Source organism: Rhizorhabdus sp. P4_G5, from assembly GCF_056401065.1.
On sequence record NZ_JBFUKB010000007.1, the window covers coordinates 22,956 to 36,394 of the forward strand.

At 65.1% G+C, this 13,439-nt stretch carries 14 protein-coding genes and 1 riboswitch; of the genes, 8 read left to right on the top strand and 6 right to left on the bottom strand.

The window, feature by feature from the left end:
• Window positions 1-114: 114 nt before the first annotated feature.
• Window positions 115-320: riboswitch (cobalamin riboswitch) on the top strand.
• A gap of 135 nt (window positions 321-455) precedes the next feature.
• Window positions 456-2,336 carry a TonB-dependent receptor plug domain-containing protein gene (locus tag AC1DQK_RS13880; protein WP_477871468.1) on the top strand — a complete coding sequence of 627 codons (1,881 nt, stop codon included), beginning with the start codon at window positions 456-458 and terminating at the stop codon, window positions 2,334-2,336.
• Window positions 2,337-2,666: 330 nt separating this feature from the next.
• Here the strand turns inward: AC1DQK_RS13880 and AC1DQK_RS13885 are convergent, their stop codons facing one another.
• The gene (locus AC1DQK_RS13885) at window positions 2,667-3,296 is read right to left on the bottom strand and encodes a response regulator transcription factor (protein ID WP_477871470.1); all 630 of its coding nucleotides are present in this window, start codon (window positions 3,294-3,296) and stop codon (window positions 2,667-2,669) included.
• A 535-nt stretch (window positions 3,297-3,831) separates the two neighbouring features.
• Here AC1DQK_RS13885 and AC1DQK_RS13890 point away from each other — a divergent pair.
• Together AC1DQK_RS13890 and AC1DQK_RS13895 are read left to right on the top strand one after the other, a co-directional pair.
• Complete coding sequence (locus AC1DQK_RS13890) at window positions 3,832-4,200, top strand: response regulator (protein ID WP_477871472.1); 369 nt, start codon at window positions 3,832-3,834, stop codon at window positions 4,198-4,200.
• Window positions 4,201-4,283: 83 nt separating this feature from the next.
• Complete coding sequence (locus tag AC1DQK_RS13895; RefSeq protein WP_477871474.1) at window positions 4,284-4,556, top strand: hypothetical protein; 273 nt, start codon at window positions 4,284-4,286, stop codon at window positions 4,554-4,556.
• Between the two features lie 22 nt (window positions 4,557-4,578).
• Here AC1DQK_RS13895 and AC1DQK_RS13900 read toward each other — a convergent pair whose 3' ends face one another.
• Genes AC1DQK_RS13900 through AC1DQK_RS13910 form a run of 3 tightly spaced genes read right to left on the bottom strand, consistent with a single transcriptional unit; the run spans window position 4,579 to window position 7,861 of the window.
• Window positions 4,579-5,799, bottom strand: a complete 1,221-nt coding sequence (locus AC1DQK_RS13900) for a glycosyltransferase family 4 protein (RefSeq protein ID WP_477871476.1) — start codon at window positions 5,797-5,799, stop codon at window positions 4,579-4,581.
• Window positions 5,796-6,710 (bottom strand): Gfo/Idh/MocA family protein, encoded by a 915-nt coding sequence (locus tag AC1DQK_RS13905; protein WP_477871478.1) that lies wholly within the window; start codon window positions 6,708-6,710, stop codon window positions 5,796-5,798. Before AC1DQK_RS13905 ends, AC1DQK_RS13900 begins: the two co-directional genes overlap by 4 nt.
• The gene (locus AC1DQK_RS13910; protein WP_477871480.1) at window positions 6,710-7,861 is read right to left on the bottom strand and encodes a Gfo/Idh/MocA family protein; all 1,152 of its coding nucleotides are present in this window, start codon (window positions 7,859-7,861) and stop codon (window positions 6,710-6,712) included. The genes AC1DQK_RS13905 and AC1DQK_RS13910 overlap by 1 nt, the downstream gene beginning before the upstream one ends.
• A 171-nt stretch (window positions 7,862-8,032) precedes the next feature.
• On the opposite strand from AC1DQK_RS13910, the gene AC1DQK_RS13915 reads away from it, so the two are divergent.
• From AC1DQK_RS13915 to AC1DQK_RS13935, 5 genes are all read left to right on the top strand, one after another.
• The gene (locus AC1DQK_RS13915) at window positions 8,033-8,584 is read left to right on the top strand and encodes a helix-turn-helix domain-containing protein (RefSeq protein ID WP_477871482.1); all 552 of its coding nucleotides are present in this window, start codon (window positions 8,033-8,035) and stop codon (window positions 8,582-8,584) included.
• 78 nt (window positions 8,585-8,662) lie between these two features.
• A complete protein-coding gene (locus AC1DQK_RS13920; RefSeq protein ID WP_477871484.1) occupies window positions 8,663-9,031 on the top strand; it encodes a hypothetical protein in 369 nt (122 codons plus the stop codon).
• A gap of 73 nt (window positions 9,032-9,104) precedes the next feature.
• Complete coding sequence (locus tag AC1DQK_RS13925) at window positions 9,105-9,551, top strand: hypothetical protein (RefSeq protein WP_477871486.1); 447 nt, start codon at window positions 9,105-9,107, stop codon at window positions 9,549-9,551.
• A gap of 32 nt (window positions 9,552-9,583) precedes the next feature.
• Window positions 9,584-10,132: a JAB domain-containing protein gene (locus AC1DQK_RS13930; protein ID WP_477871488.1), complete on the top strand. Its 549-nt coding sequence runs from the start codon at window positions 9,584-9,586 to the stop codon at window positions 10,130-10,132.
• 3 nt (window positions 10,133-10,135) lie between these two features.
• On the top strand, window positions 10,136-10,369 hold the full coding sequence (locus AC1DQK_RS13935) for a DUF6961 family protein (RefSeq protein WP_477871490.1): 234 nt from the start codon (window positions 10,136-10,138) through the stop codon (window positions 10,367-10,369).
• 245 nt (window positions 10,370-10,614) lie between these two features.
• Here the strand turns inward: AC1DQK_RS13935 and AC1DQK_RS13940 are convergent, their stop codons facing one another.
• Together AC1DQK_RS13940 and lepA are read right to left on the bottom strand one after the other, a co-directional pair.
• On the bottom strand, window positions 10,615-11,598 hold the full coding sequence (locus AC1DQK_RS13940) for a glycosyl transferase family 90 (protein ID WP_477871492.1): 984 nt from the start codon (window positions 11,596-11,598) through the stop codon (window positions 10,615-10,617).
• Window positions 11,599-11,606: 8 nt separating this feature from the next.
• A complete protein-coding gene (gene lepA, locus AC1DQK_RS13945; RefSeq protein ID WP_477871494.1) occupies window positions 11,607-13,418 on the bottom strand; it encodes a translation elongation factor 4 in 1,812 nt (603 codons plus the stop codon).
• Window positions 13,419-13,439: the final 21 nt, after the last annotated feature.

The window sequence follows — 13,439 nt, forward strand, 5'->3', positions numbered from 1 at the left end:
CTTCATCGCGCAGCGTTCAGCACTGCTTTGTCTCGTCGCTGGCAAATCTCCGCACTGAAGGCCGCTCGTTGCTGCACCGCAACCAAATCCTTGCGGAAAGGACGGGCTGCGTCTAGAGGCGCCGACGCGACAGGATCCCGGCAACGGGAAAAGGGAATTTGGAAGCGGGGCTCGCCCCGCCGGCCCAAGCTGCCCCCGCAACTGTGATCGGATAGCGATCGCCCCAATTCGCGTCACTGGCCACCTTCGGGGGGCTGGGAAGGCCGGGGCGATTGCCGGGACCCGAGAGCCAGGAAACCTGCCCGTCGCGGTCGTTCCATCATGCGGGCGGGGTGCACCACATGAACGAGGCGAAACCTCGCGTGACGACGTTCGACTGAGGTCGTGCGCGGCGGGGGCGTTCTCCATCACCACCGCGCAGGACCCCATTGGCTTGATCCATGGGAGGAAAATCCATGCGGACGTTCAATACCTGCCTCATCGCGGCACTGGCGCTTCTGCCCGCCGCCGCCCATGCCGAAGACAGCGCCGACAGCGCCGACACCATCGTGGTGACGGCCGCGCGCTACGACCAGAAAATCTCCGAAGTCGGCAAGTCGATCAGCGTGATCGGCCTGCCTGAGATCGAGCAGCGCCAGACGCTGTCCGTGGCCGAGCTGCTGCGCACGATGCCCGGCGTGACCATCCAGAGCAATGGCGGCGACGGCGCCTTCACCAGCATCTTCATCCGCGGCGCGGCGAGCGAGCAGACGGTGGCGCTGGTCGACGGCGTCAAGATCAACGATCCGGCATCGCCGGGCGGCGGGTTTAACTTCGCCGACCTGCTGACCGACAATCTCGAGCGCATCGAAGTGCTGCGCGGTCCGCAATCGGTGCTGTGGGGGAGCCGCGCGATCGGCGGCGTCGTCAACATCATCACGCGGGAGCCGACCGACGCGCTCAGCTTTCGCGCGACCGCCGATTATGGCCGCTATGATCATGGCCATGTCAGCGGTGCCGTCACCGGCAAGGCAGGCCCGGTCGGCTTCAGCGCCGGCGCAGGCTATCTGACGACCGATGGGATTTCGGTGGCCGACAGCGGCACCGAGCGCGACGGCCATCACCTGTTCGGCGCGAACCTGAAGACCGTGACCGAGATCAGCGACGCGGTCTCGATCGACCTGCGCGGCTATTATACGAAGAGCAAGGTCGACCTCGACGGCTTCCCGCCGCCCAATTACTCGCTTGCCGACACCGCCGAATATCAGCGCCAGCAGCAGATGGTCGGCTATGGCGGAATCAACGCGGCCCTGTTCGACGGACGGCTGAAGAACCGCCTCGCCGCAGCCTATACGCTGGTCGACAAGGCCACTTACGATCCGGCCGGAACGCCGTTGAAGAATTTCGACACGCGCGGCCGCAACCTGCGCTTCGAATATCAGGGGGTCGCCGATCTGGGCCCGGTGCAGGCGACATTCGGCGCTGAGCACGAACAGGAGCGCTTCCGCATCGTCAGCGTCTTTTCCTTCCCAGCCTTGCAGCCGGTACACAAGAAGGCGAACACCGACAGCGTCTATGTCGACGTGCATGCAAAGCCGGTCGACGGACTGAACCTCGGCGCCGGCATCCGCTACGACGACCATAGCCAGTTCGGCCATGCCACCACCATGAGCGCCGACGCCGCCTACAGCCCCAATGCGGGCAAGACGACGATCCGGGCCAGCTATGGCGAGGGCTTCAAGGCACCGACGCTGTACCAGCTCTATGGCGATTTCGGTTTCAAATTCCTGCAGCCCGAAAAAGCAAGGGGCTGGGACGCTGGAATCAGCCAGTCGCTGATCGGCGACAGCCTAGCGGTCAGCGCGATCTGGTTCAACCGGCGGGTCACGAGCCAGATCGACTTCGATCTCGGCACCTTCACCTATGCCAATATCGCGCGCGCGCATGCCGAGGGCGTCGAGCTGGAACTGCGGATCGCACCGGCCACCAATTTTCTGGTGACCGCCAATTACAGCTTCACCAATGCCCGCAACCGGGAACGCAGCGATCCCAATTTCGGCAAGCAGCTGGCGCGCCGGCCGCGGCAGAGCGTCAATGTCGCCGCCGACTATGACTGGTCGTTCGGGCTGAAGACGGGAGCGACGATCACCCATGTCGCCAAGAGCTTCGACAATGCCGCGAACACGCGCAGGCTCGGCGACTATGTGCTGGTCGACGTGCGCGCCACCATGCCGATCACAGAGGCGGTCGAGCTGTTCGCGCGGGTCGAAAACCTGTTCGACGAACAGTATGAAACGGCCACCGGCTATGGCCAGCGCGGGCGCGCCGCTTATGGCGGAGTACGGCTCCGCTACTGACAGGATGACAGGGCCGGCAGCGGGGGATGCTGCCGGTCCTGTCAGCCACGTCGAGCGGATATGATGTCACGGGGCTGCTCCGAATGGGGGGGAGGAACAGCCTGGCCGCAGATGCCGACGCAGCATCCGTAGCATAGGAGTTGGCAGCAGGCGCTCGCATTGCGTGGATCTACTATCCGGGAAAGCCCCTACCCGGTATCGATCCGCCCTGGACTCGATCCCGTTCGAATTGAACCGGATCGAGTCCATTTCTCCTTGTGCTGCCGTGATTTCCGGGTCGTCAGGTGATTCCATCCGGCTCGAATCACTCTAGAATCCGTTTGCCGTCACTCAGGCTGCGGCCGTCTCGGGCCAGGCGGCGATCGCCGCCGTCCGCATCGCGGCGAGAATCGACGGCGCATCGAGTGCCGCCAGCGCCCGGGCGCGGTGTATTTGGACGGCGCGCGGGTCCAGGTTCATGGCGCGCGCCATTTCCTGGTTGGTCTCGCCTGCGATCAGCCCCGCCAATATCTCCGCCTCGACAGCGCTGAGGCTGGCGATCCGCGCTTTCGCTTCAGCCACCAGGTCCGACGGCTCGACCCCGCGTTCGAGCAGGTGGAAGCCACGGGCGAGGGCATCGAGCAACGGCCGCATTTCGTGCGGCTTGTGCAGGAAATCGACGGCGCTGGCCCGGAACGCCTCGACCGCGGCACCAAGATCGCCGCAGCCGCTCACGACGATCATGCGAAACCGGTCGACGCGTTGGGACAGCGCCTGCATCGCCGCGTCGGCGCTGACACCGTCCAGCTGCAGGTCGAGCACAACACAGCCTGGCTGCAGCGTGTCCAGCGCCTCGATGAAGGCATGGCCACTGCGATATTCGCGGCATTCATATCCGCCATGCGCCTGGATCAGGCTGACGACGGACGCCCTGACCACCGCCTCATCGTCGAGGACGTAGACAATCCGGTGTGCCGTCACGGCGTATCCGCGGTCATTCGTGCCCGATCCTCGATTAAAACCCCTGTCTTTCTAGAGAGTTACCTTGAAATATCGAGAGCGCAACAACAAAATCGGAAAAAGATCATATCCCTGCCGAAACTTTCTTCTTTTCGTTGTTCGGCCCCATGAGGAGGGAAAGCTTTTCCTGAACGAAGGCCAGTTGGAGGACGGTATCTCCGATAGCGTTGCAAGTAGATGATCGTCCGCCAACGCGACCTATGTCCATCATAACTGTTTTGATTGTTATATTGGATGCCATCGGCATCAAACAGAGAAATTATATTATAATCATTGCCCATATAAGCCGGATATCTACGGCATTTGCGGGTCTTTTCCTTGCAGTGTGAGATCGGCCGCCCCGGGCTCTTGCTGCGAGCGCGACATCGCCCCACCCGCGCGCTCGCCAATGCTCAGGAGCTTTTCCTGTGGCCCGGCCGTCATGGAAACGCGCCGTTAACGGGTTTTCGCGTAGCTCTGCTTATGGGCTGCGATGCCTGGCAACGGGAAGACGCACGTGTGCAAGACGATATTGACGGTGGACGACTCCCCCAGCATCCGGATGCTGTTGCGTTTCGCCTTGACCGGACAGGGCTATGCCGTCGCCGAAGCCGAGGATGGGAGGGCCGCGCTCGAATGGCTCGCCGCCAATGCACGGCCCGACCTGATGATCACCGATATCAACATGCCGCGCATGGACGGCTTCGATCTGGTCGAGACGGTTCGCAGCCAGGGGCCCCACAGCGACATGCCCATCCTCGTGCTCACCACCGAGAACTCGGCGGAGAAGATGGCGCGCGCCACCCATGCGGGGGTCGAGGGCTGGATCGTCAAGCCCTTCGATCCGGCACAGCTCGTCTCGGCGATCCGCGAGGCAACGCATTGACGCGGCGCAGCCCGACCGCCACCGGCACGCCGCTGGATCATCGCCGCCGCATTGCCGACACCCTCTGACGGAGGAACCGCTCGATGACCTCGATCAGTCAGGACGCCTTGCTTGCGATGCTCGCCGAAGAACTCGAGACGGCACGCGAGCAGCTGGAGGCGCTCGGCGTCGCGCTCATCTGCGATAGCGACGTTACGGCGCGCCACATCACCCATCTCCAGGCGCTCGACCATGTCGGCCAGCGCTGCGCCTCGATCGCGGCGATCCTGCGCGCCGAAGACCGGCACGCCGCCACCCACGCCGCACCGCTCGACAGCATCGCCGCGCGCCTCGCCGTGCTGGTCGCCGCCGCATAAAGCGTTTTCCAGTCAGGTGGAATCACCTGACGACCTGGAAATCGCGGCCGGCGCCCTCGAACAGTGCAATCAGCTGCGGTGCGATCCTGGCGATGTCGTGCCGCGCTTCGACGCGCCTGCGCCCCTCCCGACCCATGTCCGCCAGCGCGGCGGGGCTGGCGTCCATCGCCGACCGGATCGCCGCCACAAGCCCCTTGGCGTCGCCCGGCGCAACCAGCCAGCCGCATCGCGCGTCGACCAGCTCGGGGATGGCGGCGATGCTGGTCGTGATCACCGGGCGGCCCATCGCGAACGCCTCCATGATCGCGATCGGCAAGCCTTCGGCGTGGCTGGGCAGCAGCAGCGCCCTGGCCTCGCCGATCCGGCGGAGCACCTCGGCATTGCTGCGCCAGCCGAGCAGCGCGATTCGGCCGCGGGTGCCGGTGCTCGCGATCTGGTTCTCCACCGCGGCCCGGCTTTCGCCATCGCCGATCAGCATCACCGACAGGCCAGGATGATCCTCCGCCACCGCCGCGACCGCCGCGGGAATTTCGACCTGCCCCTTTTGCGGACAGAGCCGACCGACGCTGAGAAGCTGATCGCTGATCGACGGCGGGCCGGGCGTCACGGGATAGTCCAGCAGGTCGAGGCCGCAGGCTATCACGCTGATGCGGCTCCATAACCGCTCGGGCAGTTCGCGGCGCAGCCGGTCGCGGCAATAGCCGCTGATCGCGACCACGGCGGCGGCATGCTCGACCTTCTTGGTGAGGCTGTTGGCGGCGAAATTCTCGAGTTCGTCCGGGCCGTGGACCGTGAAGCTGTAGCCCGGCCCGCCGAGCAGGCGGCACAACATCGCCACGGCCGCGGCGTTGGTCGAGAAATGGGCGTGGAGATGATCGATGCCGAGAGCGGCGCAGCGCCGCGTCAGCCGGATCGCCTGCGCGAGATAGGCGGCATGACGGACGAAGCCGCCACCCGCCGCGCGGCGCATCGCGCCGGCCGCTCGAAACGCCTTCCCGAAAGCGCGCGGATGGACGGCGGCGTAGCAGGCCATGCCGGCGACCAGCCGCACCGCCTTGCCGGTCAGCAGATATTCGGTGCGGCCGCGCTCCTCGATGTCGTGCGGATCGACCAGCTGTTCGGACCAGGCGCGCACCGCGAAGCGCTTGACCGGCACCCCTGCCCTCTCGATCGCGGCGATCTCGCGCCGGATGAAGGTCGTGCTGGTCATCGGATAGCTGTTGAGGAGATAGGCGAGCTTCATTCGCGCCGCGCCTGCTCGATCAGGCGCACGACCGCGAGCATGCGCTCATGGGTGACGACCGGGCTCTCCACGGCGCCCGCGCGGACCAGCGCCGAGAAATGCTCGACCAAATGCATATGGATCGCGCCCGCATGGGGAAGCCAGCCACCGCCGAAGCGGCCGGCGATGTCGCAGAGCCGCCCGACCGCCGGATTCTGCCGAAACCGGCGCCAGCGGCGGGACGGTGCCGGTCGCCGCATCGGCAGGACGTTGAAGCGTTGCGCGCTCAGCAGTGGCGGCGCTACTTCGACCGCACCGGCATCACCGGCGATCCACAGGCTGTTGTCGAGCAGCATGCCGAACGAAATGGCAAGATCCGACCGGCTGCCACTGGCATGGTGCAAGGCGAAGCGCGCGGCGACGTCGACGCCCTGGGCATCGCGCTCGACGGTCGCCTCGCCGCGCTCGACCGGCCCCAGCGCGATCAGCGCCAGCAACAGCGGATAGACCGCGCGATCGGCCAGGACGCCGCCATCGCCCTCGAACAGGCGCGGGTGGGACGCCCTCGAAATCGGGTAGCCGAAGCTGGCTTCGAGTTTGCGAAGCCTGCCCAGCCGCCCCGACCGGGCGACCTCCAGCGCCGCAGCGACCGCCGGCAGGAAGGGCGTCGGGACCGCCTCCATATAGAGGAGGCCCTTTTGCCGCGACAACGCCACGACCTGCTCGGCCTCGCCGACGCTCATGGCGAAGGGCTTCTCGCACAGCACTGCCTTGCCGGCTTCGAGCGCCGCGATCGACCGGGCCGCATGATCGCGGTTGCGCCCGGCTATATAGACGGCGTCGGCCGCATCTTCGCCGGCATCGCCGATCAACCCCCGCATCGTCGCCGCCATCCGGCCGCGGCCCTGCACGGCAAAGCGCACCGGCGGCATCAGCCTCCCCAGTCCATCGGCGCCATCGGTGCGAAGCCGGTGCGCATCTCCTGCTCGCCGCCCGCCTGCATCGCGAGCGAAACCTCGGTCAGGTGAAGCGCGAAATCCCCAGCCAGCCGGGGCGTGGCCCCTTGTGCGATCGCGCGCGCCATCTCGGCCACGCCGAGCGCGAAGTTCATCGAGGCCGCGCCGCGCCGCCCGACCATCGGGTGACCCGAACCGGACGGTCGAACCCGGGTCGCGAATGGGCTGTTGATCAGCCGCCGCCGGATCACATGGCGCCGGCGCACCCGCACCGCCGCGCCATTGGCCCAGGCTTCGTCGATCTCGAGCACGCCATCGTCGCCGAAGATGCGCAGCCGGTGATCATGGCGGGCGACGATCGAGCAGGTCAACCGCGCCACCATGTCATCGAAGAACAGGCTGGCCGAGCTATAATCCGGCGTGTGGTGCCCTGCCCCCGTCTGTGCCGTGTCGAGCACCCGCGCCGATCCGGCGACCAGCCGGCGCACCGGGCCGAACATCGCCATCAGCCAGCCGAGATAATAACCGGCATGTTCGAGCGTGCAGCCGGTGGCGAACTCGTCCGCGGCCGGCCAGGGCGCGCCGCTGGCCGAGCGCCAGCTGCGATAGGGCGACGCCGGCAGGAAATCATCGTCGAGCTCGGCATAGGCGAGCCTCGGCTTCCCGATCCGTCCCGCCCGCAGCGCGCCCCAAGCGGTCTGCGCGGCCTGGCCGAGCAGGCTGCACGGCGCCGAGGCGAGATGCAGGCCCCGCGCCGCCGCTCGCGCGACCAGGTCCTCCGCTTCGGCCATCGACAGGGCGAGCGGCTTTTCACACCAGACATGGATGCCGGCGTCGAGCGCGGCAGCCGTCACGATCGCATGCGCGTGCGGATTGGTGAGGTTGAGCAGGATATCGGGCCGGCGCGCCGCCAGCGCCTCGAAGCTCGCGGCCGCAGGAAGCTTCCACCGCCCTGCAAAGGCTGAAAGCCGCTGCGGATCGATGTCCCACGCGCCGACGATCTCGAGCCCGGGAAAGCTGCGCAGCGACGGCATGTAGAGATCGGCGACATAGCCCGTCCCGACAATCGCGATTCGCGCCGCTCCGCGATGGTCCCCCCCTGCCATATTCACGGAGTCTAGGGTCATGGCGCCGTCACCGCAATGCCTGGTGCCGCGCGATCGAGCGGCGAATCGCGCCCCAAAAACGGTTACGATGCCGTAAACTAGGTGCCGTGACGGCACGTTGGGACCGCTGCGGCGAAAAAGAGGCATATCAGTGCGGTAGTACCGGATTTTACACAGTCGAGGTTTGGCGATATGAACGACGCCATGGAATCGGATCGCATCCAGAAACTCACCGAGGCGCAGCGCACCTGCCTGCGCATGGTATTGATGCATCTTTCGTCCAAGGATATCGCCCGGGAACTGGGGATTTCCCCCCATACGGTCGACCAGCGGCTGCGCATGGCGATCCAGGCCTTGGGGGTCGCAAACCGCTTCGAAGCGGCACGAATCCTCGCGAAATACGAGAGCCCGACTCCATATCAATCAGCCATATATCAATCGCCGCATGTTGCTCCGGCGCCAGTCCCTGCCACTGTCGGGTTGTCCGACATTCAGGGGGTTCGGCAGGGTGACACCGGCTTTCAAGGCACTGCGGTACGGGAGGAACAAATCGCGTTCCGAACCCCCGCCTTCGCCAGCGGCGGCTTCGTCAATCTGCCTTTCCCAACGCCGGGAAGGGAGCGCAATGACCTAAATATCGTGCAGCGGCTGGGCTGGATCGTTTCGATCGCTATAGCCTCGGCCCTGGCCTTCGGCGGCCTTCTCGCCGGTATCGATGCGCTGAGGCGGCTCTTTCTAGCCTAAGGCGCTCATCTAGTTTTCACAGCATCGTCCAGCAGGGACGCGCTGGCCCCAAGGGTGGCCGCGCGAAGGGAGACTCACATGTTCAATCGCATGACCATCATGAAGCGTCGCGAAGTTGCGCAGGATGTAGCCGATCGCCTGATGGCGGCTGAACACGCCATCGATATCGCCATCGCCCGCACCGCCGATCTGACCGGCTTCCTCCCCACCGCACGCGTCGAAGCCGAGCTGCCCTGCGAAACCGGCCAGGAAGCCCTTGAATATGCCGCCGAGAGCTTCTCGGCGCTGGTTCGGGCCCGGGCGCAGATGATCGCCAGCCACCGCGAACTTGCCGTCACCAAGGACCAGATCGGCCTGCGGACGGTTTCGCTCGGCGGCCTCGTCCCCAAGCCACCGGCACAGGCGCAGGTTACCCACCTCACCGAGGTGGCGAGCGTCGCGGCCTGACGTTCGTCGAATAGGCAGGGCGGTCGTTCACCTAATGCTTGATCGGAGCACCAGTTCATGATCCGGTCCCGGCATGCCTCCCTTCCTATATCAGCTGATCTATCTGCTCGCGCTCGTCTCGGTCTCTTCCTACGCGGGATGGATCGGAGGCTGGCCCGAGCGGGCAGGCGCCGCGATCATGGTGGCAGGATCGATCCTGTCGCTGGTCATGGCATCCCACCAGGAATGGCAGTCGCCCGAGCTCGGCATCTTCATCATAGATCTCCTGGTGCTCGCGGCGTTCGTCAACCTGACACTCTATAGTGATCGATATTGGCCGATATGGGTAACATCCTTCCATTTGATCGCAGTGACCATCCATGTGGCCAGCCTCGCAGATCCTTCGGTGGCGTCGCTGGCCTACGCGAGCGCGCAGGAATTCTGGGCCTATCCGATGCTCGCGGGCATAGCGATCGGTACGTCGAATCACCGGCGGCGCCAGGCTTCCCTTCCAACCAGGGGCAATGCCGCGCGATATTAGAAGACCTGCTGCAACCGCTCGGCGTGCCCCACATGGGCGCCATCGTCGACGAGTTGCTCGACGAGTTCGGCAGCATGCCGGCGATCCTCGCCGCCGAGCAGGGCGCCCTGCACGCCTGCCTGCCGGAAGACCCCCAGGTGGTGAGCTTCCTGCTGGCCGTACGGGTGGCGATGCTGCATTCGCTGCGGACCGAGCTCGGCCAGAGCCCGATCCTCTCCACCTCGGAAGCGCTCACCAATTATCTGTTCGCGAGCATGGCCTATAACAACATCGAGCATCTGCGGGTGCTGTTCCTGAACTCGACCAACCGCCTGTTGCGCGACGAGGTCATGGCGCGCGGTACGGTGAACCAGGCGCCGCTCTACCCACGGGAGATATTGAAGCGCTCGCTGGAGATCGGGGCAACGGCGCTGATCATCGTCCACAATCATCCGTCGGGCGATCCGACACCCTGCCAGGCCGACGTCAAGGCGACGGCACATCTCGTCGCAGCAGCGCGCCCGCTGGAGATCGCCGTCCATGACCACCTCATCGTCGCGCGCACCGGCTGGCGCAGCCTGCGTGCGGAAGGATTGATCTAGGGCATGTCCCAGTCGGAGAAGAAGAGTAGCAGCGTGATGGAGACCAGCATGATCCGGGACTTCGCAAGACGCGTGATCGACGATTTCGGCGACCAGACCGACAGCTATGTCGCCAGCCGCATCGGCGTCCTGATCCGCGATGGCGACAGCTACGGCGTCGGCCTGTGGAAAGCGGTGGCCTCGGAAATCGAGCGACTCCGCTTGCCGCGCGAGCATATCCCCCGCAGCCGCCACTGAAGGCGGCGCGGGCACCGTCATAGCGGAATCGGCGCAAGCCGGAACAAGTACCCGGTCGGCTGTCCTCCCCCCGATCCAGCCGGCCGGGGACACACAGGGAGGAGACTTCCAGCCCCCCGCCAAGGGGCGGCGGATCGACAAGGGGCGTTGTGGTCCGCCGCCCGACCTGGAGGGTGACACCGGCTTTGCGGAGCGATGCTGCCGCCGAGCCCGTGAAATTCTTGATATAGCCGCTTGATATCTGTTCAGGCGAGGCTGTCGAACTGCGCGAAATATTGGCGGAGCAAGTCGGCGGTGAAGCGCTGGCAGGACTGCTCCGAGATATACTCCCTCGCAAAGGCGTTTGCATTGGCAACGATCGTGGCATCCCGGGCCGCCGTGTCCTCCGCGCGTCCGAGGATCGCCACCACGTCATCGTCGCGCCGCACCGGCAGATAGTGGTGCCAAGCCTCGAGCCCGTGGAAATAGAATAGCTGCCAGGGCGAGTTATATTTGACGAGCAGCGAGTGGCTGCGCAGCGCCAGCGCGACGCGCGAGCAGTTGGCGCCGTTGCCGTCGATGGACAGCAGATATTTGTAGCAAAACTGCTCGGCCCAGGTTCGGCGGCGGCCACCAACGTCCAGCGCCGCGACCAACGCTTCCGTTTCGGGGGAGTCGCACTGGACGATCACCGGCAACTCGAAAGTTATGCCGGGCTTATCCTTGAAATATACTGCGGCCCGCAGCCTCGGATGCTCCAGCGTGTGGACGGTGGCGGCGGAAATGATCCCGCCAGTGGTCGATCCGACGAAGATCGCCTCGTCCTTCTTATCTGCAAAGGCAACCCCGTCCTCAAAACACTCATCCGCCAGGAAGCCCATCGCGAGCAAATCTACGTCCGGCAGCAGCATCGTGTCCGCGCCGCGCTGCTTCTGATATTCGAACACGGGAACGTCATAACGAGAATGGCCGCGGTCGTGCACGCCGATCAGAAAACTTCCCCGCGCGTCGACCGCGAAATCGCGGATCGTGCGCTCGAAAAAGGCCCGATAAAGCTCCGCGCGTTGCAGATGGAGCGGATCCGCGCCGGGCTTGGCTTCGAAAGCGACCTGTCCATCTGCGGCATGGAACAGGAAGATCGACGGCGAGGCTGCTGCAATACTGCGCTGGCGCCGCGCCAAGCCATCCAGCCGCACGCCCCGCCAAGGCGCGAACTCAAGCGCCGCCCAATGGAGGATTTGGTCCTCCATGCGCCTGCTCAGCCCTCGTCCCCCATCCTGAGCGCGGCGATGAAGGCCTCCTGCGGGATGCTGACGCTGCCATATTCGCGCATCCGCTTCTTGCCCTCCTTCTGCTTGTCGAGCAGCTTGCGCTTGCGGCTGGCATCGCCGCCATAGCATTTGGCGGTCACATCCTTGCGCATCGCCGCGATCGTCTCGCGGGCGATCACCTTGCCGCCGATCGCGGCCTGAACCGGGATCTTGAACAGGTGGCGCGGGATCAGGTCCTTCAGCCGCTCGCACATACCGCGGCCGCGCGATTCGGCAGTCCCGCGATGGACGATCATGCTCAGCGCGTCGACCGGTTCGCTGTTGACCATGATCGTCATCTTGACGAGGTCGCCCTCGCGATAGCCGATCTGGTGATAGTCGAAGCTCGCATAGCCGCGGCTGATCGACTTGAGCCGGTCGTAGAAGTCGAACACCACCTCGTTCAGCGGCAGCTCGTAGGTGATCTGCGCGCGGCCGCCGACATAGGTAAGGTTCTTCTGGATGCCGCGCCGGTCCTGGCACAGCTTCAGCAGCGAACCGAGATATTCGTCGGGGACATAGATCGTCGCTTCGATCCACGGCTCCTCGATAGCAGCGATCTGCATGATGTCAGGCATGTCGGCGGGGTTGTGCAGCTCGATCTCGCCTTTGCCGTGCGCGAGCTTGATCCGGTACACCACCGATGGCGCTGTGGTGATCAGGTCGAGGTCATATTCGCGGGTCAGCCGCTCCTGGATGATCTCGAGGTGGAGCAGCCCCAGGAAACCGCAGCGGAAGCCGAAGCCCAGCGCCGCCGAGGATTCGGCCTCGAAGCTGAACGACGCGTCGTTGAGCCGCAGCTTGTAGAGGCTGTCGCGCAATTTCTCGAAATCGGCGGCGTCGACCGGGAACAGGCCGCAGAACACCACCGGCTGGACTTCCTTGAAGCCGGGCAGCGCCTCGGCGGTCGGCTTCTTGGCGTCGGTGATCGTGTCGCCGACCCGGGTCTGGCTGACCTCCTTGATCTGCGCGGTGATGATGCCGATCTCGCCTGCCGCTAGTTCGCTGAGCTGCTCCAGCTTGGGACGCATGCACGCGACCCGGTCGACGAGGTGCAGCGTGCCATGCTGCATGAACTTGATCTGCTGGCCCTTCCTGAGCACGCCTTCGACGACGCGCACCAGGATGACCACTCCCAGATAGGGATCGTACCAGCTGTCGACCAGCATCGCCTTCAGCGGCGCCTCGCGGTCGCCCTTGGGCGGCGGGATGCGGGTGACGATCGCCTCGAGCACCTCGACGATGCCGATGCCGGACTTGGCGCTGGCGAGCACCGCATCGTCGGCGGGCAGGCCGATGATGTCCTCGATCTCCTTCTTCACCTTGTCGGGTTCGGCGGCGGGCAGGTCGATCTTGTTGATCACCGGCACGATCTCATGATCATGCTCGATCGATTGATACACATTGGCAAGCGTCTGCGCCTCGACGCCCTGCGCGGCGTCGACCACCAGGAGCGCGCCCTCGCAGGCGGCCAGGCTGCGCGACACTTCATAGGCGAAGTCGACATGGCCGGGCGTGTCCATCAGGTTCAGGACATAGGTCTTGCCGTCCTTCGCGGTGTAATCGAGGCGCACGGTCTGCGCCTTGATGGTGATCCCGCGCTCCTTCTCGATGTCCATATTGTCGAGCACCTGTGCCGACATCTCGCGCTCGGTGAGCCCGCCGGTCTGCTGGATCAGGCGGTCGGCCAGAGTCGACTTGCCATGGTCGATATGGGCGATGATCGAAAAATTGCGGATGCGGTCGATCGGAACGGTCACGAAAATCTCAATCACGAAGAG